The sequence below is a fragment of the Tenacibaculum aquaeponti genome, assembly GCF_057221555.1.
On sequence record NZ_CM170147.1, the window covers coordinates 470,683 to 489,487 of the forward strand.

General features: G+C 30.9%; 14 protein-coding genes and 17 tRNA genes. 3 read left to right on the top strand and 28 right to left on the bottom strand.

All coding sequences use genetic code 11. The features are described from left to right. Window positions 1-13 precede the first annotated feature (13 nt). Window positions 14-1,696, top strand: coding sequence for a SusE domain-containing protein (locus tag AC2TEO_RS02200; RefSeq protein WP_442266546.1), 1,683 nt, complete (start codon window positions 14-16; stop codon window positions 1,694-1,696). Window positions 1,697-1,777: 81 nt separating this feature from the next. Beyond that, window positions 1,778-4,552 carry an alpha-amylase family glycosyl hydrolase gene (locus AC2TEO_RS02205; protein ID WP_442266547.1) on the top strand — a complete coding sequence of 925 codons (2,775 nt, stop codon included), beginning with the start codon at window positions 1,778-1,780 and terminating at the stop codon, window positions 4,550-4,552. Between the two features lie 47 nt (window positions 4,553-4,599). Here AC2TEO_RS02205 and AC2TEO_RS02210 read toward each other — a convergent pair whose 3' ends face one another. From AC2TEO_RS02210 to AC2TEO_RS02295, 18 genes are all read right to left on the bottom strand, one after another. Beyond that, entirely contained in the window at window positions 4,600-5,700 is a 1,101-nt protein-coding gene (locus AC2TEO_RS02210; protein ID WP_442266548.1) for a slipin family protein, read from the bottom strand. A 453-nt stretch (window positions 5,701-6,153) separates the two neighbouring features. After that, window positions 6,154-6,231, bottom strand: a tRNA-Phe gene (locus AC2TEO_RS02215). Window positions 6,232-6,795: 564 nt separating this feature from the next. Beyond that, window positions 6,796-7,281, bottom strand: a complete 486-nt coding sequence (locus tag AC2TEO_RS02220) for a ribonuclease H-like YkuK family protein (RefSeq protein ID WP_442266549.1) — start codon at window positions 7,279-7,281, stop codon at window positions 6,796-6,798. Between the two features lie 27 nt (window positions 7,282-7,308). After that, window positions 7,309-7,381 (bottom strand) — tRNA-Phe (locus AC2TEO_RS02225). Window positions 7,382-7,460: 79 nt separating this feature from the next. Further along, window positions 7,461-7,534: transfer RNA gene (locus AC2TEO_RS02230), tRNA-His, on the bottom strand. A gap of 6 nt (window positions 7,535-7,540) precedes the next feature. Then, a tRNA-Gln gene (locus AC2TEO_RS02235) sits at window positions 7,541-7,612 on the bottom strand. Window positions 7,613-7,618: 6 nt separating this feature from the next. Further along, window positions 7,619-7,692: transfer RNA gene (locus AC2TEO_RS02240), tRNA-Leu, on the bottom strand. Between the two features lie 97 nt (window positions 7,693-7,789). Further along, window positions 7,790-7,862: transfer RNA gene (locus tag AC2TEO_RS02245), tRNA-Asn, on the bottom strand. A gap of 88 nt (window positions 7,863-7,950) precedes the next feature. Continuing rightward, window positions 7,951-8,023, bottom strand: a tRNA-Pro gene (locus AC2TEO_RS02250). A gap of 6 nt (window positions 8,024-8,029) precedes the next feature. After that, window positions 8,030-8,102 (bottom strand) — tRNA-Asp (locus tag AC2TEO_RS02255). Between the two features lie 77 nt (window positions 8,103-8,179). Continuing rightward, window positions 8,180-8,253 (bottom strand) — tRNA-Leu (locus AC2TEO_RS02260). 6 nt (window positions 8,254-8,259) lie between these two features. Further along, window positions 8,260-8,331: transfer RNA gene (locus AC2TEO_RS02265), tRNA-Arg, on the bottom strand. 85 nt (window positions 8,332-8,416) lie between these two features. Continuing rightward, a tRNA-Gly gene (locus AC2TEO_RS02270) sits at window positions 8,417-8,488 on the bottom strand. A 78-nt stretch (window positions 8,489-8,566) separates the two neighbouring features. Continuing rightward, window positions 8,567-8,649 (bottom strand) — tRNA-Tyr (locus tag AC2TEO_RS02275). Between the two features lie 28 nt (window positions 8,650-8,677). Further along, window positions 8,678-8,751: transfer RNA gene (locus tag AC2TEO_RS02280), tRNA-Cys, on the bottom strand. 66 nt (window positions 8,752-8,817) lie between these two features. After that, window positions 8,818-8,889, bottom strand: a tRNA-Glu gene (locus AC2TEO_RS02285). Between the two features lie 8 nt (window positions 8,890-8,897). Then, window positions 8,898-8,985: transfer RNA gene (locus AC2TEO_RS02290), tRNA-Ser, on the bottom strand. Between the two features lie 73 nt (window positions 8,986-9,058). Continuing rightward, window positions 9,059-9,271, bottom strand: coding sequence for a hypothetical protein (locus AC2TEO_RS02295; protein ID WP_442266550.1), 213 nt, complete (start codon window positions 9,269-9,271; stop codon window positions 9,059-9,061). A 645-nt stretch (window positions 9,272-9,916) separates the two neighbouring features. On the opposite strand from AC2TEO_RS02295, the gene AC2TEO_RS02300 reads away from it, so the two are divergent. Further along, complete coding sequence (locus AC2TEO_RS02300; protein WP_442266551.1) at window positions 9,917-10,489, top strand: phosphatase PAP2 family protein; 573 nt, start codon at window positions 9,917-9,919, stop codon at window positions 10,487-10,489. A gap of 53 nt (window positions 10,490-10,542) precedes the next feature. On the opposite strand, the gene AC2TEO_RS02305 is transcribed toward AC2TEO_RS02300, so the two are convergent. From AC2TEO_RS02305 to AC2TEO_RS02350, 10 genes are all read right to left on the bottom strand, one after another. Beyond that, a complete protein-coding gene (locus tag AC2TEO_RS02305) occupies window positions 10,543-11,094 on the bottom strand; it encodes a 3'-5' exonuclease (protein ID WP_442266552.1) in 552 nt (183 codons plus the stop codon). Next, entirely contained in the window at window positions 11,075-12,970 is a 1,896-nt protein-coding gene (locus AC2TEO_RS02310) for a hypothetical protein (RefSeq protein WP_442266553.1), read from the bottom strand. The genes AC2TEO_RS02305 and AC2TEO_RS02310 overlap by 20 nt, the downstream gene beginning before the upstream one ends. Window positions 12,971-13,175: 205 nt before the next feature. Continuing rightward, window positions 13,176-13,296, bottom strand: a tRNA-OTHER gene (locus AC2TEO_RS02315). A gap of 72 nt (window positions 13,297-13,368) precedes the next feature. Then, window positions 13,369-13,486: transfer RNA gene (locus tag AC2TEO_RS02320), tRNA-OTHER, on the bottom strand. Window positions 13,487-13,702: 216 nt separating this feature from the next. Beyond that, window positions 13,703-14,014 (bottom strand): hypothetical protein, encoded by a 312-nt coding sequence (locus AC2TEO_RS02325; RefSeq protein WP_442266554.1) that lies wholly within the window; start codon window positions 14,012-14,014, stop codon window positions 13,703-13,705. A gap of 27 nt (window positions 14,015-14,041) precedes the next feature. After that, window positions 14,042-14,593 carry a tetratricopeptide repeat protein gene (locus AC2TEO_RS02330; protein ID WP_442266555.1) on the bottom strand — a complete coding sequence of 184 codons (552 nt, stop codon included), beginning with the start codon at window positions 14,591-14,593 and terminating at the stop codon, window positions 14,042-14,044. A gap of 165 nt (window positions 14,594-14,758) precedes the next feature. Continuing rightward, complete coding sequence (gene prfH, locus AC2TEO_RS02335) at window positions 14,759-15,451, bottom strand: peptide chain release factor H (protein WP_442266556.1); 693 nt, start codon at window positions 15,449-15,451, stop codon at window positions 14,759-14,761. A gap of 143 nt (window positions 15,452-15,594) precedes the next feature. After that, window positions 15,595-16,221 carry a hypothetical protein gene (locus AC2TEO_RS02340; protein WP_442266557.1) on the bottom strand — a complete coding sequence of 209 codons (627 nt, stop codon included), beginning with the start codon at window positions 16,219-16,221 and terminating at the stop codon, window positions 15,595-15,597. A gap of 191 nt (window positions 16,222-16,412) precedes the next feature. Continuing rightward, window positions 16,413-17,804 carry an RtcB family protein gene (locus AC2TEO_RS02345; protein ID WP_442266558.1) on the bottom strand — a complete coding sequence of 464 codons (1,392 nt, stop codon included), beginning with the start codon at window positions 17,802-17,804 and terminating at the stop codon, window positions 16,413-16,415. Beyond that, window positions 17,789-18,484: a hypothetical protein gene (locus tag AC2TEO_RS02350; protein ID WP_442266559.1), complete on the bottom strand. Its 696-nt coding sequence runs from the start codon at window positions 18,482-18,484 to the stop codon at window positions 17,789-17,791. Before AC2TEO_RS02350 ends, AC2TEO_RS02345 begins: the two co-directional genes overlap by 16 nt. Window positions 18,485-18,805: the final 321 nt, after the last annotated feature.

Consider the following 18,805-nt stretch of genomic DNA (forward strand, 5'->3'; position numbering starts at 1 on the left):
TAGAAGTATTACAATGAAATCAATAATAAATAAAATATTTTTCGCAGTAGTTGCATCAGCTATGCTTTTGTTAACTTCATGTGAATCAGAAGACAATATAAATATTACAACACCTGATCCTACTTTTGAATTAGATACACCTGGGATCTCAAATGTGTTTTTAAATTATTCTTTACCTGATAATCCAGCATTTACAATTACTTGGAAAGATGATGTAACTTCAGCTACTTCTTACAGTATTGAAATGGCAACTGAAAATACTTTTGCTACTCCTGTAGCATTAGGCACTACTTCAGAGAAATCATTTTCAATGACTGTAACTGAATTAAATCAAGCAATTAATAATGCAGGGATAACTGAATTTAATGATATTCCTGTATTTATGAGAGTTAAAGCAGGAGAACAAGTGAGTAATAGTGTACTATTTTTAGTAACAACTTATCCTGTAAATGCTCCAACTTTAGAAAGTGGACTTGCTGATGGAGATTCATTCACTCTATCATTAGATATGAATGATCAAAATGCATTCGCACTAGTAATTAATGATCCTATTTTAGATGCTAATTTAGGAGTTACTGTTGAATACTTTTTAGAAGCTGCTGCGGTAGGTACAGATTTTGCAACTGTTGAAGAATTAGGAACTAGTACAGATAGTGCTAACATTAATATAACTCATGCTAAATTAAATGCTGTAGCTCAAGCTTTAGGAATTGCACCTGATACAACTGGTGATATAGAAATTCGTTTACGTTCTGTAATTACTAACGGTACAGGTGATACATTAGAAAGAATTGGTACTCCAATAACAGTTACTGTAAGTACTTATTTAACAGTATTAGATTTATCTACTACTTGGGGAATTGTTGGTTCAGCGGCTAACAATTGGGGAGCAACTCCTGATTTACCTTTCTTTAAAACTGATGTAGACGGTGTTTTAGCTGCTTATGTTACATTAATCGATGGTGAAATCAAATTTAGAGAAAATAATGATTGGGCTGTAAATTATGGAGATACTGGTGCTGATGGTTCTATAGAATTAAACGGTGATAACATTGCTGTAACTGCAGGTTCATATAAAGTTACTTTAAACTTTAATGACAACACATATGCTATCGAAGCTTTCTCTTTAGGAATTGTAGGTTCTGCATACAATAATTGGGGAGCAACTCCAGATTTTATGTTAGAATACGACCAATATTCTGATGTATTTAGAGGAATTGTTACTTTGTTAGATGGTGAAATGAAGTTAAGAATGAATAACGATTGGGCTGTAAATTATGGAGATACTGGTGCAGATGGTTCTATAGAATTAAACGGTGATAATATCACTGTTACTGCAGGTATTTATATAGTTACTGTAAATTTAAACGATAATAGTTATTCTTTAGAACAAATAACAAATGTATGGGGACTTGTAGGTTCGGCTTTCAATAATTGGGGAGCTACTCCAGATGCTCAATTCACAAGGGATTGGTCTAGACCATTCGATGATGTTTGGATCTTAAGAGACGTAGAGTTATTAGATGGAGAATTTAAATTTAGAGCTAATAATGCTTGGGATATTAATTATGGTGATACTGGAGGAGATGGTACATTAGAAGTAAATGGTGATAACTTAACTGCTTCAGCAGGAACTTACACTATTACATTAGATTTTTCTGATGCTGCAAATCCAACATATACGATTCAACCTTAATAATTTAAGACAGATGTAATACAAAAACTATCCATAAACTTTTATAGTTGATGGATGGTTTTTGCTTTTTAATTATACCTTATGAAGAAAATAGTACTTTTTTTAATCCTTTGTATTCATGTTTCATTATTTGCACAACAACAAAATGTCACATTTTCTGCTTCCCCCACTACTTTTAATGAAGATGAAGAGATTACAATTACTGTTACTAATGTAAATCCTGCTACGTGGGGAGTAACAGATATTTATTTATGGGCTTGGTCTTTCGATACCAATGATGAAAATATCATGGATTCTCCAACAAACGGAACTTGGACGAACTCTAATGAAGCTCAAAAATTAACCAATAACGGTGATGGAAGTTATTCAATAAGCTTCACTCCTACCTCTTTTTATAATAGAACAGGAATTGGAAGAATTGGAATGCTTGTAAAAGCTAAAGATGGTAGTGGAGATAAAAAATCTCAAGATCAAGTATTTGAAGTTGGGAAGTTTCAGTTAACGTTAACTTCTCCTAGCTCTTCTCCTACTATTGTTAATTCAGGAGATAACGTAACAATATCAGCTACAGCTAGTTTAAACTCAAACTTTAATTTAAAAGCTAATGGTACTTCTATAAATACTCAAAATAATAGTACTAATTACAACTTTACTACAACTGTAACAGCTACGACAGATTTTGAGTTAGAAGCTGTAAACGGGGCTGATACAAAAACAGCTAACTTTCAAATTATTGTAAAACCTACAGTTGTTGAAGAAAGTCTTCCTACTGGAATAAAAGATGGATTAACTTTAAATCCAACAGATAATACAAAAGCTACTTTAGTTTTATATGCTCCTGGAAAAGAGTTTGTTCATGTTATTGGAGATTTTAATAATTGGACACTAAATGATTCTTATTTATTAAAAAAAGACACAGCTAATGATCGTTTTTGGATTGAATTAACAGGTTTAACTCCACAAACCAATCATATGTATCAGTTTTTAATTGATGGATCTTTACGTGTAGCAGATCCTTACTCTACTGTTGTTTTAACTGAAAGTAACGATCAGTTTATAAATGCTACTACTTATCCTGATTTACCAGCATATCCGACAGGAAAAACCAATCATGCTGTTACATTGTTAAGAACTGGAGATACTCCATATGCTTGGGAAGTAACCAATTTTAATCGTCCTGCTAAAACTGATTTGGTAATATATGAGGTTTTATTACGTGATTTTGATCAATTACATAGTTTCGATGCTTTAAAAGCTAGATTAGATTATATTCAAGATTTAGGTGTAAATGCTATTGAATTAATGCCTATTAGTGAATTCGATGGAAATGAATCTTGGGGATACAATCCTTCATTTCATATGGCCTTAGATAAATATTATGGAACTCAAAATGCTTTTAAACAATTAGTTGACGAATGCCATAAAAGAGGTATTGCTGTAATCTTAGATGTTGTATATAATCATGCAACGGGTCAGAATCCTTTCTATAGAATGTGGAATACTGATAATGGAAATTATGGTGGGAAAGCTTCTGCTGATAGTCCTTTTTTTAATGCTACAGCTAAACATTCATTTAATGTTTTTAATGATTTTAACCACAGTAAACAAGCTACTAAAGATTATGTAAAACGTACTACTCAATTTTGGATTGAAGAATATAATATTGATGGTTTCAGGTGGGATTTAACCAAAGGTTTTACACAGAATTGTTCTGGATCTGATGATGCTTGTACAAATGCAATGCAAGCAGACAGAGTTGCTGTTTTAAAAGAATATGCAGATTATCAATGGGATATCGATCCTGATTTTTATATAATTTTTGAACATCTAGGAACCAACCAAGAAGAATCGGAATGGGTAAATTATCGTTTATCTGAAGGAAAAGGAATTATGATGTGGAGCAATTTAAATTCAAATTATAATGAAACTACAATGGGCTTCCATTCTAGTGGAAAATCTGACTTTTCTTGGATTGATTATAGAAATAGAGGTTGGTCTGTGCCTGCTAATATTGCCTATATGGAAAGCCATGATGAGCAACGATTAATGTATAAAAATTTACAATTTGGAAATTCTAATAGCACTTACAATGTAAAGGATTTAGCAACTGCTTTAAATAGAATTACAAGCGCAGGAGCATTTTATTTTACTGTTCCAGGACCAAAAATGATTTGGCAATTTGGTGAATTAGGCTACGATGTAGATATCGATTTTAATGGTAGAACAGGAAATAAACCAATTCGTTGGGAATATGCAGACGAAGCGAATAGAAAAGCTATTTACGATGTTTGGGCAAAACTAATTGCTTTAAAAAAGCAAGAAGATATTTTTAGAACTTCTGATTTTACTTTAGATGTAAATAACTCTAATGGTTTAAAGAAAATTCAATTAACGAATGATAATACTTCTGACGATTTGAGATACGTTACAATTATTGGAAACTTTGGAATTACAGCTCAGGCAATTAATCCTTCATTTCAACAAGCAGGAACTTGGTACGATTTATTAGATGAAACTAAAACTTTAAATGTAACTAATACTACTGCAACTTTGGCTTTACAACCAGGAGAATTTAGAATTTTTGGTAGTTCTGCTGTAACATTATCTAATGAAGATATTGAGAATAATGAAGACGTTTTACGTGTATTTCCAAATCCATCAAGAGACTTTATTTCTATTAACAAAGAGGTTTCAGATGTAAAAATTTATGATATTTCTGGAAAACAAGTTTTATACTTTAAAGGAAAATACAATAAGAATCATACTTTCTCTTTACAACAATTATCACAAGGATTGTATTTTATTAAAGGGAAAAACAACAATAATTTGTTTTCTTATAAATTGCTAGTCAAATAAAAGTTCCATTAAACATTTTAAAACCGTTCTTTTCAGAACGGTTTTTTTTATTTATTTACAGCAAATATTTCTTTTAACTGTTTTACCATATTCCCATTTCCAGAAACAGAGATTTCACCAATTTTATCAGCAATTTTTTCTACATATTCCATTTCTTTCAATTTATACAGCATTTCATTTTCTTCCATTAATTTAGCTGTATTCAGTAAACTTCTTGTAGAAGCTGTTTCTTCTCTACGAGTAATAATATTAGCTTGTGCTTTCTTTTGTGCAACTAAAACCTGATTCATAATTTCTTTCATGTCTCCAGGTAAAATAATATCTCTAATTCCACAGTCTAAGATTTTTACACCAAGCTTTTTAGCTACTTCAACAGAAGCTTCTAAAACAACTTTAGAAACGTCTTCTTTGTTTTCTAATAATTCATCTAAAGAATATTGCCCAACATATTTTCTTAATGCTAATTGCATAGCAACATACAATTGTTTTTCATAATCTTTATTCTCTAGTAAAGCTTTTTCAATATCAGTAACTTTATAATTCGTGTAAAAGTTGATTCTAATATTTGCTTTGTCCTTAGTTAATAATTCCTGACCAGCAATTTCTATTTGTAACTGACGCATATCTACTTTGCTTATCTTTACTGAAGTATTATTTCTCCAGAATCTATAAGTTCCACCTGATAGTGTTTTTGTATACACATCATCTACAAGTAAAACAGCTTTTTCATAAGAAAATACTTCAAAAGCTCTTACATACTTAGCTAGTTCATAATTTGAAAATAATGATTTGTCTATGTGTTCTGTAATATAAATTTTACTAGTATCTACTTTCTGAAATGTTCTATATATTAATCCTTTCCAGAATAAATATCTACCTGCAGAAAGTACAGATTTAAAGTTTTCATTTTCATACACTAATACTAACTCATTATCTTTAACTTCAACTACATCTAGTAAATCTACTAAAGCTTCATCTTTCAGTAAGATTTCTGTAGCTACAGTAGTACGAAATTGATGCGATAAGTCGTAAATCATTACACTTTGATTAAACCCTAACCAGTGTACTCCTTCAGTAATTACTTTTTGGTAGTTCCCATTTTTGAAAACTAAGCCAACTTTTCCTAAGTGAATTCTTACTCTTTTCATTTTCCTTTTTTATTTAATTATGAGTCATTACGAACAAAGTGAAGTAATCTATTTAAAAGATTTCTGCTTTCATTTTCCTTCGGAATGATTATGCTTAACTTTTATAAAAGAAGTATTGCTAATGCTCTTTAATACACGGTTATTTGAATCTATTTAAAATATCTGTATATTGTTTTTTAAAGTGGATCAATTACTTCATAAATAATCAACTGACTTTAAAAAAGTTTATACTTCCGTTTAAATTCAAAACAGATAACAAGTACATCTCATGAGTGTTGACTGAACAACTCATTACCAATACTTCAGTTTTTTATCAGTTTTAAAAGATGATGAGCTTTAACCTACATTAACAGTGTAGTGCTCTAGCCAACTGAGCTATAGAACTGCGTAAGTTCTAACAGGATTCGAACCTGTGCAAACAAAAACCAGCGAGATTCATAATCTCGAGTTTAAGACCGGATTCGAACCGGCTTACCTTTCGGCTTTCCATTTTAACCAGATTTTCAGTCTAGCGCGTTTACCTATTTCGCCATATTTCCTTTTGTGGAAATAGTGGGATTCGAACCCACACTAATTAACTCTATCGTTCTAACCTAACTAAACTACATAAACCCTAAGTTTATGGCGGGATTCGAACCCGCGACCTATAGAATGAGATTATTTTTTGGTGAATAATCAAAACCTTCAAGTCAAGTTGCACATACATTACTGATACAAAACTGCAAGAATGCATACAATAGTGCTACACTGAAACACCCAACAAGACTCGCTTGATATTTTTATGTTATTATCGTTTATTCCCTGAGGCTCTCAAAGGGAACTACAATTATTAATATTTATTTTCAATGAACTTTCTTTTCTATTAGGCCTCACCATACTCCTTGTTATAGTGAGGCTTTACTTTTTCTTTTCAATATTTCCCCCTCTTATAGGTTTCTTTTTCATAATTACACTGCAAATATTACATCACATTGCGCACTGTTTTTGCGTAATTAAATTAATTGTCTTTTTTTTGACTTTTTCAACTCTAATCTGCCAAATTTATTTCAGCAACTTATAATTCATAAAAATTTTAAATATGAAATGAGCTATATTTTAAACAACCTTATCTGCACAAGATGAACTTGCAAATGCGTAAGGTTTTGCTTTAAATTCAAATCCCATACCTAGAATATATCCCATAGCATCTTTTAATGCGACATTAGATTGAAATTTAGGATCCGTATTAATATCCGCGTGAACCTCTAAAGCAACATTGTATTTATCTAAAATATTACAAATTGCATAGGCTGTTTCAACAGACATTGTAACTTCTTTAAGCATTCTTTCTTTAATACTAATCTGTTTAGTTCCTTTTAGGTTTCTCATAAACATAAATCCACCTTTTCCTTCTCTTAAAACTACAATAGCAGTAGCATATTCAATATGTGACTTATGTGCTTGTGAATCTGATCCTACACAAATTTTTAAATTGTATCCTTCACTTTGTTCTCTTACAATTGCTTTTTCAATAAGTGTAGTTATTGATTCACTGAACTCTTTACCACTAAAATTTCTCCATTTTTGTTTTACATTTTTCATTTTTCATTCATTTTGCATTTTATTTAGTGGAACAAACAGGATTTGAACCTGTATCTTCGGATTTTCAGTCCGACGCATTGACCAGCTTTGCTATTGTTCCTTTTTCAATGATCAGTTATCAGTAACAATTATCATTTTACTTATTGATTACTGATAACTATTAATTGTTCATTGAATTTTGGGGTGATCTCGGGATTCGAACCCTGTTCTTCTCATTCACAGTGAGATATTTTACCACATAAACTAAAACCACCATTTGTAAACCTGACAGGATTTGAACCTATACAACAAGAGTCAAAGTCTTGTATGCTAACCATTACATCACAGGTTTAATTTGTACAGGAAAAGAGATTCGAACTCTCAAAATTCAGATTCTAAATCTGACGCGTATACCAGTTCCGCCATTCCTGCATTTTCAATGATTAGTTATCTGTAAACAATTATCATTTTTTTTCTTACTGATCACTGATAATTGTAAATTGATTACTGTTTACTTATCATTGTTTTGCTGAGGCATTGGGATTCGAACCCAAGACTTCCGTGTTAACAGCACGATACTCTACCAGCTGAGTTATACCTCAATTTTGGTGACTTTAATGTTAATATTTAACAGCCAATTAATTTCTTTAACGCTAAGTCACCATACACACACCTTCTTTCTAGGTTTAGTCTAGAGAGCAGGATTCGAACCTACAACCTCCTGCATCCAAAGCAGGTAAACTACCAATTGTTATACCTCTAGTTATAGCGGTTCATACGAGAATCGAACTCGTATCTCCCGAGAGACAGTCGGGAAGGTTAACCATTAACCACAATGAACCTTTTTTTCAGTGATTAGTTATCAATTAACAATGATCAATTTCTTTATTAATCATTGTTCGCTATTCACTGAACATTGTACTCCACCTTGGATTCGAACCAAGAATTCACACGGCTTAAACGTGATGCCTTTACCATTTTGGCCAGTGGAGCAAATTGTACATCTACTAAGACTCGAACTTAGACTTAGAGATTCGTAATCTCTTGTGCTATCCTTTACACCATAGATGCTTGTTCGCACGTTTATAAGGATTCTAACCTTAACCCTGAGTTTTGGAGACTCAGATGCTACCATTACACTATAAACGTATTTTTGAGCATCTATCGAGACTCGAACTCGAAACTGAAGATTGGAAGTCTACTATGTTACCAATTACACTACAGATGCATTTTCAATTATCAGTAAACAACTATCAGTTTTAATTACCCTATAATAATTGTTAATTGATTAATGTTTACTTGTTAGTGGAAGTAGTAGGACTCGAACCTACAAGCTCCGAAGAGACCAGATTTACAGTCTGGCGAGCCAACCAATTGCTCAATACTTCCTTTTCAATATTTCAATGATCTTCAATCGAGACAAGGATGAGATTCGAACTCACAAAAAACAGAGTTGCAGTCTGTCGCCTTTAACCATTCAGCCACCTTGTCAATTTCAAATAAACAGTTATCAATTTTTAACTAATGAGTTATTACTGTTCACTGTTAATTAATCTGTACTCTGTAAGGGAATCGAACCCTTATTTCCTGATAGAAAGTCAGGCGTACTTGCCGTTATACGAACAGAGTTTTTTTTGCGGAAGAGGTGGGATTCGAACCCACACGAGTCGTTAACTCCGAACGGTTTTCAAGACCGTGGCCACCACCAAATTGGCTTGCTCTTCCAAATTTTCATAGCATAAAAAAAGCATCTCACTTTGATAAGGAGATGCTTTTAATCTTTTTAAATGAATGTATATCACAATATACTTTCATAATCTATCTCCTTTTTATAACTAAAATCTAAATCCGATCCACTAAACAGTGAGCCGCATTCCGGTAAACGGAATCCTAAATGATTGGCTGTATTATGTTGTGGATATTGTTTCATGTTATTTTTATTAATTGTATTATACTGAACTAATGTATAGTTGTTCTTTATTGAAATTATATGTTGTTCAGTTTGATACATTTTTATTATTTATTCTTTTTATATTTTGTTTTGTCTTGTTGTTTTTGACACTGCAAATATGGAACACTTTTTTTAACTACACAAGAAAAAATGAATTTATTTTATTGATTATCAATTATTTACACTTAAATTCAAACAATAAAAATCCTGTCCGTTTTTAAACGGATACTTTACTTGTTTACAAAAGTCTGTCTCTCAATTGTTTTCAGTTTTTTATACTTTTATTTTTATTTTCTTTAGTCTAACATTTTCTTTCAATTTTTTTCATAAAAAAAGCGCCCAATTTTCATTGGACGCTATAGTATTTGTATTTATTATTCTTTATTTCATTCAAAATAACTCTTGAAATTTGTATACATAGCATCCTTTTTCGCCTAATCCAGGACGAAAATCATAAGCACAAAGCTCTGATTGATTGCTGATATGTATACTTATTGTTTTCATTTGTAGTGCAATATTAGTTCATTTTTTGAAAATGACTAAAGATTTCATCATTTTTTTATTGATTTCACCTCATATTTTACTTTAAAAAGATATAATACAAAGCTGTTTTTTAAGTTATTAATCAAATAAACATATCTTTTAATATATAAAATTGTATTTTAAGGTGCTTATTTTTACTTAATAAAACCCCGAAAACCCTTTATGACTAGAAAAGTATTCTTTAAATTGAGTCTAATTTTAGTATTTCTATCTGGAAATAGTACTATTCAATCACAAGCTCCATTAAATTCTTCTCAACAATTTCATAAAACTAGTGGAGATGTTTTGGTGGGATTATTACCAGCAATTGCTTTAACTTCTACATTTATTTGGCAAGATGAACAAAAAGGAACTTTACAGTTTACAAAATCATTCATAAGTACTGTAGCAGTTACTTCATTATTAAAACTAATCATAGATAAAGAACGTCCTAACGGAGAAAGCTTAAATAGTTTTCCTTCAGGGCATACATCTATATCATTTGCTAGTGCTACTTTTATTCAAAAAAGATATGGTTGGAAATATGGTATTCCTGCATATGTTCTTGCTAGTTATGTAGGCTTTTCTAGAATAGAAGCTAAAAAACATGATGGCTGGGATGTTTTGGCTGGAGCTGCAATTGGTTATGGTTTTAGTTATTTATTTACTAAACCGTATGATAAAAATGCACAAATACAAATAACATCTGGTATGTTAGATGATACTCCAACGTTTGGATTTAGGTATACTTTTTAAACAAAAAAAATCTTTAAGTAAATAAATACTTAAAGATTTTAAACTAATTTAAACTATTTGTTTCTTAAACACCAATGCAAAATTTTTGCAATGTTCTTTGCATCATCTACACCTCTATGATGAGTTCCTTCCAAAGGAATATCCAAAATATGTAAAGCTCCTTTCATACCAACTTTTCGTCTTAAATCTTTTACCTCTGAAAAAAGTACTTTTACGTTAATATGCTCTTGTGATAAAGGATATTCAACACCTCGTTTTTCACACTGATTTTGAATCATTTTTAAATCATATGCTCCATAACTTGCCCAAACATATTCTTTAGAATTATATTTCTCTCTAATTTCTTGACAAGCTTCTTCAAATGAAATACCTTCTTTATCCAATAAACCTTGAGTAATTGTAGTTAATTCCGTGCAAAACGGACTAACTTCAGAGCGTTCTGGCTTTACTAAAATTCCTTTATTTCTGGATATTTCACCTGTTTCAGTATCTAATTCACAAATACCGAATTCAATAATTTCGCTTGTTTTTCCTGGTGGTATCTTACCATTCCAACAAGTAGCTTCTATATCTATTACTATTATTTTATTTCTTTTTAATTTCATTTTCATTAAATATTTTGATAAAACTATCTTTTTCTAGTACATCTAAAGAAAAATCATAAGTTGCTTCTTCCTTATCTGTAACTACTGCTCCACCTAATAAATCAACAATAGTTTCAAAAGTTAGTGGATTGTTCCATTGTTGGTATAAAGCTTTAGTAGCCAAATCAGAAATCTCAGAATTACCAGAAACTCTTGCATGACCAGCTCCAAAGTTTAATAAAACAAAAGACTGTCTATTTTCTTCAGGTAGAATCATACCTAAAATAGTTTGTTTTTGCACAGAACTACATTTTATATCTGCAAAAACCTTATTCGGATTCATCATATAATCATATTTTACTTCATCTCCTTTACCTATAACTATTTTATAAATACAATCTTGTCGACCAGAGTATACATTATTGTTTACTAAAGTTGGTACATTTAATCCTTTATTAGCATACAAATATTCAACTGCCCCATTTGGTGCATCCGTTATATCTCCTGAATACATTAAACTTCCTTCACCTTGTTTACAACTAGCATTCCACCCTACTTTACCTCCAATGTTAATACCAGATAAATCTAAATCATGAGCTCCCCATTTATTTTCCCAATACACACCAATAGCTAACTTTTCTCCATAAAATTTTGTTCCTGTTGGAATATTACCAACATACATTTTTTCTGAAGTTGGTAAAGCATAAGAAATATCATTTGGAACATAAACTTTTTGATCAGATAAATTAAATCTACTCTTTAAGTAATTTAATAAGAAATCATAATTTTTACTACTTATATAAGTTGTATCTCCTGAATAAACTTCAGAGATTGAAGTAATTTCTTTTTGTTTTTTCGCAAAACCAAACTTATGTTTTAGAGAAGTTAATAAAGCTCCGTAATCATTTTCTGTAACATGAGTTGGAGCACCAGATTTTACCCAAGATTTTCCATTTCTAACACGATACAAAAAAGTGTTTTGTCCATTCTTTCTGATATAACAAGCATTTAAAGCTTTAAATAAAGCAAATGGAGTTGCATTGTTTAACCAGTGAATATCTTTATCTGCTAACAAAGAATGTGTTACTTCATTTAATGGATTTGATACTAATGGTTTGTGATATTGTTTAGATAATTTACTAATCTTATTAATTATTTTTGGCGCTCTATTTTTAAAAGCTAAAAACAAAGGTTTAAATCTATTGAAAATCTCAGCTAATCTTTCCAATCCAAATCTATTAAACGCCATTGTAGGATCGTAAGTACTGTTTTTAATAGCTTCGATTAATTCATCATTTTTAATTAGTAAAGTTGTATTAGTAGTTCTATAGATAATATATCTAAAAAACTCGACAACATTATCTGGGTAAACTTGATATAAGTCTGCAATTTTTACAATTGCTTCTTTATTTTTAATTTGATCTTTACCTGTAAAATTGTAATTTAATTCTTCAACTAAAATTGATAAAATATCATCTATAGTTTCTTCTTTTAAAGCAATACCTGATTGTAATAACGACAAACATTTTTCTGTCATTTCTTCAACTGTATATGCCTTAATTACTTTATAAACTAATTTTAAACCTGGAACATCTAAAACTTCTGAAGGAATATAAATCTCACTTGTAAAATTACTTCCATAGGTAGAAATGTAATGTTGTATTTGCTCAACAAATAATTCAAATCGTGTACTCGACTTAATTTTATCCCAAGATTTGTGGAATGTTTTATTTAAATCATTTCCATTTAATCGTTCACGAGCATAAAATCCTTCAATTTTATTTTTTGCCCAAAGTGCATTTTTTTCAATAATAAATCCTTTATTAGATACATAAGGAGTTTTATTAGCTTCTGATTCTTTTGCTATTACAGCATTAAATAATTTTAATGTTTTCATTTTTCATATCATTTATAAGTGAGGTGTATTTAATGGAATATATAGGAACACCTTTTACCTATTTTATTTTAAAAAAAGACGAAGAGTAAAAAACCAATCGTGTATGGAATCGAACCATGAATAGGAACTCTTTTTGTCTTTAATAATCAACGAGAAGTATTTTTCTTTTAAGGATAAATTTATAGGAACTTCTTTTGTCGATTTGTGACTCAGACAGGACTTGAACCTGCAACCTCTAGAACCAAAGTTTCTAGGAACTATTTATGCTTTTTTAATAGCGAACAGTATAACAAATCTAGTGCTCTATCCAATTGAGCTACTGAGTCTGGTAATACTAACGGAAAGTAATATTTAGGTGACAGCTAATGTTAAATAGGAACTTTCTTAGTCAGTATTTGTAGCTCGGGCAGGAATCGAACCTGCGACACACAGTCTGGATCTTTTTCATAGGAACTATTGTTGCTTTTTCATAGCGAATAGTATTTTTCTGTTGCTCTACCGCTGAGCTACCGAACTATATTATGATGTTAATGAACTTTTAATTTTGCCTCATCATACTCCTCGTTATGATGAGGCTTTTTTCTTTTTCAATCTTCCCCCTCTTCTTTTCAATTTCATAGATTTTCTATTTCTTTTTCAGTAAGCAACTTGATTAAATATTGCTCTTTTTCATAATTACACTGCAAATATTGAGGTGAATTACGCATTGTTTTTGCGTAATAAAAAATAATGTTATTTATTTTCATAAATTTTATCTCTACGATCAATCTCAGCTAACGGACTTCCTTTAAATGTATCAATATTTATAAAGCCATTCGCCTCAGTAATTAAAGATTCAGAAGGTTTTACAGCTCCTCTCCTAACATTTCCATAATCGCCAGTGAGCTTTTTAGTAGCTGGATCTAAATCTCCCCATAACTTATCAGGTTTTCCTTGATCTATAGGCTCTACATAATATGTGATTCCAGTTACTTTAGACTGAACAATAAATCTTCCTGAATTATCCGTGCCTTTTAAAAATCTTTTTAAAACTTCTCTTCTCATTTTTTATTTTTTGATGATTAAACTCAGTTACTTCTTTTTCTTGTTTTTCTTTGCTTTAGCTTCTTTTTTCTTTTCTTTCTTTTTAGTCTTTTTCTTTTTCCGTGGAACTTTATCTTTAATCCTATCTTTATGCTGATCAATTGTATACATAAAACTATCATTATACGTATGAATTTTTGCCTCTTTTAAGAAGTCTAATGCCTTTTGATAAGATCTTTTTTGTTCATAAAGTCTTGCTTTACTTACATATAAAACCGCTTTGTCTGAACCTTTAATTTTTAAAGCAAAATCTATTAATTTTTCAGCTTCATCTAAATCTTCATTCCATAATAGAACATTAACATAATGCGGATAAATATGAAACGCATTAATATCTTCAGCTAAAGCTTCAGCAAAATAACTTTTCGCCTTTTCATAATCATATAAACTCTCAGCATAAATGCGTGCAAGCAAGCCTAACACCATAGTGTTTTTTTCATCATAAGCTAAAGCATAAGTTAAAGCTTCCATAGCTTCTTCTAAATCATATGGATATGCATCTAATGCTTTAAATATGTAATTATTCGTTAGTGTTTTCATTTTGTTTTCATTTTTTGTCACTTCAAGTGAAAGTATTCGGAATAAAATGAAGAATACTTTTATATCGAGAAGTTCTCGATACTATTTTTATTTCGATTTCGTATGCCTCCATCTTCATAAAAATCACTCGAACTGACAATTCTTTAAATTTTTAATCTTAGATTATTATAATTCTCTACGCAAATCATTTTTTAATTGATTACGTTTTAATTTATAGTTTTTCTTTTTCTGTTTTTGAATTTTAAAATCAATTCCAGTAAAAATCTTTACTGGATTTCCTCTTTCTATATTCAAATGATTTTCCCATTCTTGTTGTACCGATTGCTGTAATTGCTCAATATTACTTGCTACCACACGCTCTTTTAATCGTTGTATTGCTATCTTTTTATTTTGATGCTGTGATCTATTTTCTGATACCAATACTTGAATTCCTGTTGGAATATGTTTTGCTCTAATCGCAGAACTTACTTTATTTACATGTTGTCCTCCAGGACCAGAACTTCGTAGGGCTTGAAATGCTATTTGCTTTTCATCTACAGTAATTTTGTTATTGATTTTTAATTCAAAACAACCGATAAACCAGTTTTTACGTTTGTGATGTTTTCTGAATGTTGATGTTCCAATCCATTGAATAGTACCTAACCATTCTTTTAAAAATGAAGTCAAACTTTTACCTTCAATTTGAATCGTAACCGATTGAACAGTTCCATTTTGATTCCCATTTTCTTTTTGAAGAATCGTATAATCAAACTTATTTTCTTCTAATTTTTTAATGAACGTTTTTAATATTTTAGCAACTACCCAAGTACATTCTGCAGGACCACGACCTGCGGTAAATTGAATTGTTTTTGTTTCCATGTTATTTTCTTATTGTCAGTTCGAGTGATTTTGATCGAGTGAAATGAGATTCAAATTTTATCGAGAATCTACCAAACTCTTCTCGATACAAAAGCATTCTTTATTTCATTTTGAATACTTTCACTCGAAGTGACAAAGTGCCTTTAAGGCATTTTTGATAACAATGGATTGCCTATTGGATTTTTCCCTTCTGATACTAATTTTATTGCGGTTTTTACTGCCCAACATTTATCACTTGAATGAATGTTTGAATAAAAACTTAATAACGTTTCTGGCTGAACTACTTGCCAACCATTAACTTCTGTTGTTGCTATGGTTTTAGATTCAAAGAAATCGATTGTGACTCTAATTTCTCTTCCTGTTGGTAACCATTCTATTTTTTCGTATCGTCTAAAATTCTCTTGACTAGGCATATGATCGTAACGAGTCCAAACTTTTTCAAATCCTTCATCCAATAAAATTTGCATTACAATTCCTATATTTTTAGGATTCACAAAAATGTCTATATCCTTATGATCATGTGCATGTTTGTATTCCTTATGATTCATTTCTGACATAAAATGCCAAGCCCAGCCTCCAGAAATAACAATCCATTGTTTTAATTTTTCTAATATTTTTAAGCCTAATTCTATACGGTAATCAGGCCATAATTCTCCGTATCTTTTTGTGTTATGTTTTGCTCCCATAGTTTCTAGCTTTATGCTATTAGCTATTAGCCATTGGCTCTTTACTTTTAGCTGTTTGTTTTTTTGAAATATTTTATTAAACATTCTTAGTTATACTAATGTCAGTTCGAGTTATTTTATGAATGAAAATGAAGTAAAATTGTATCGAGAACAATTCGATTACTTCTCGATATAAAATTATTCTCCATACCATTTCAAATAATTTCACTCGAAGTGACAATTCGTAATTCATCATTAAAAATTGATCATTATATAAATGATCATTGTTCACAGAACTACTTATCCATTCTCACAATTTTCGGTGTAAAAGTTCCTACTACTTCTACCAATTCTTGTTGATTTGCCATGACTTTCTTTATGTTTTTATATGCCATTGGCGCTTCATCAATTCCGCCTCCAATTAAACTCACTTGATTCATATTCAGTTGATGTTTAATATCACTTTTGGTGAATTTCTCTTTACATTTTCTTCTAGAATGCTTTCTCCCTGCTCCATGTGAAGCAGACTGTAAACTTTCTTGATTACCTAATCCACGAACAATGTATCCTGGTGCCGTCATAGATCCTGGAATTACTCCTAATTCTCCTTTGCTGGCAGGAGTTGCTCCTTTTCTATGTACGATTCGTTCTACTCCGTTTACTTGTTCTTTCCAAGCAAAATTGTGATGATTTTCAACCATTGCTAGTGGCTTTACTCCTAACAATTTTGCTACTCGTTTGTGAATATTATCATGACAAGCTTTTGCATAATCACCTGCTAAATTCATAGCTAACCAATATTCTTGTCCGTCATGTGTATTTAAATCTAACCAAGCTAAATGCTGTACGTTCTTTGGTAACGGACATTGTTTACTCGCTAAATAGGTATAATGCTTTGCTATATTGGCTCCTAAAGCTCTTGATCCGCTGTGAGATAATAATCCCACATATTCACCAACTGGTAAATCAAACTCGTTTTTTTCATCAGTTATCGTTACAATTCCGAACTCTACAAAGTGATTTCCACTTCCTGAAGTTCCTAATTGTCTAAATGCCTTTGTTTTTAAACGCTTTACTAATGGAATATCTCGAAACTCACTACGTTCAAATATTTCATGATCTTGTTTTTTATCATGAGCTTCATACATTCCAAACTTTGTATGCTCTTTTAAAATATTCTCCATTTGATGTTGCTTTCCTTTGATGTGAGAAGCTTTCATTGGATAAATACTTAAGGCCATTCTACAGCCGATGTCTAACCCCACACCATATGGAATCACTGCATTCTCTGTAGCTAAAACTCCGCCAATGGGCAAACCGTAACCCGAATGTGCATCTGGCATTAATGCACCTTGCACTGCTATTGGTAATTTTAAAGCATCGTATAATTGATACTTTGCTTGATCATCAATTTCGTTTTCTCCATAAATTGAAAATGGAGCTCTTGTATTTCGTAATTGATGCATTCTAACTTCTACTGGTTTTGTTAAACCTTCTGCAACTTTCCCCCAAATCGCATTTCCTTGATATTTTTCAGGATGAAGCAATACGTCTTTTGCTTCTTCTAAAATGCGCTCTTTCTTTTCCTTTTTTCTGTATCGGTTAATTTGCCCTAAGGCGATGTTTATGCTATTATTTTGTGGAAATCCTAAATTGATTAGATCTTTTCCTTTTAATCTCTTTCCCATGTTACTTTCCCATTTAAAATTGCTGCTATTGGATAGTTTTGTAAAGCTTTTAATTGTTTTTTAGCCTTAAGTTTATCCTTTGTAAAATCTTGGGTTGTCCAATAATCTTTTCGATTCCAACCACAAAATTTTGCATTTGCTTTGTAGTATCCGTTTCTTAACAACTTGTTATCAAGTAAAGCATCTTCACTTTCTAACTCTGGATCAATTCTTTTAGAATGTGTTATATAAGCTCTCGTGTATTTTATACGATAGGCGCTTTTAGGAATTCGTACATAAAATCTTTTTCTAAGCTTTTTATCTTCTGTTCTGTACGAATACACTGTGCACATTTTTTGTGCTTTATAACTTAATCTGTTGAATTGACGTTTACTGATTGTTGGAAAATCTTTATAGATCAGATATTTTGAAATTTGGTGAAACCATTGCTTATCAGCTTCTTTTTTGGTTCTGCCCCAAAATTTCTTCTCTATTACATCGTATAATTCAAAAATCTCTTTCTTGTTATTATATCGATCTACGTTTTGAGTTATAACAATCTCTTTAAACCAACCATGTCGAATTGGTTTTTCAAGTTTTATATACCCTAAACTTTGTTTTTGTTTCCAAATTTGACGTTGTCTTTTCCAGATACCACGAACCTCTTTAAGCCTTTTCGACTTTTTATGTTCTGGTTTCAATTATTTTCCTATTAAACGTTGCTCTGTTTGTTTCGGAAATGGTAATAAACTAAACGGAATTGTGTAGTATTAAAAATCCGAAACTTTGTTTTGGGCTTCGGACTTTAAACATATTGAATACTATTTATGAATGAAGTCACGAAGCTGTTGTGCATAAGAACCTAGTTCTCTTGTTACACCGATGTCTTTTCTTAAATTGAACATTTTACTTCGTTTTTTTATGTGTTAAGTTTTAACTCCTTTTTTTATTTTATATGAGTTAGACTCCCCTAACTATTATAATAAAGTTATTAAAACGATATTTTGTTTTTGCTTTAATTG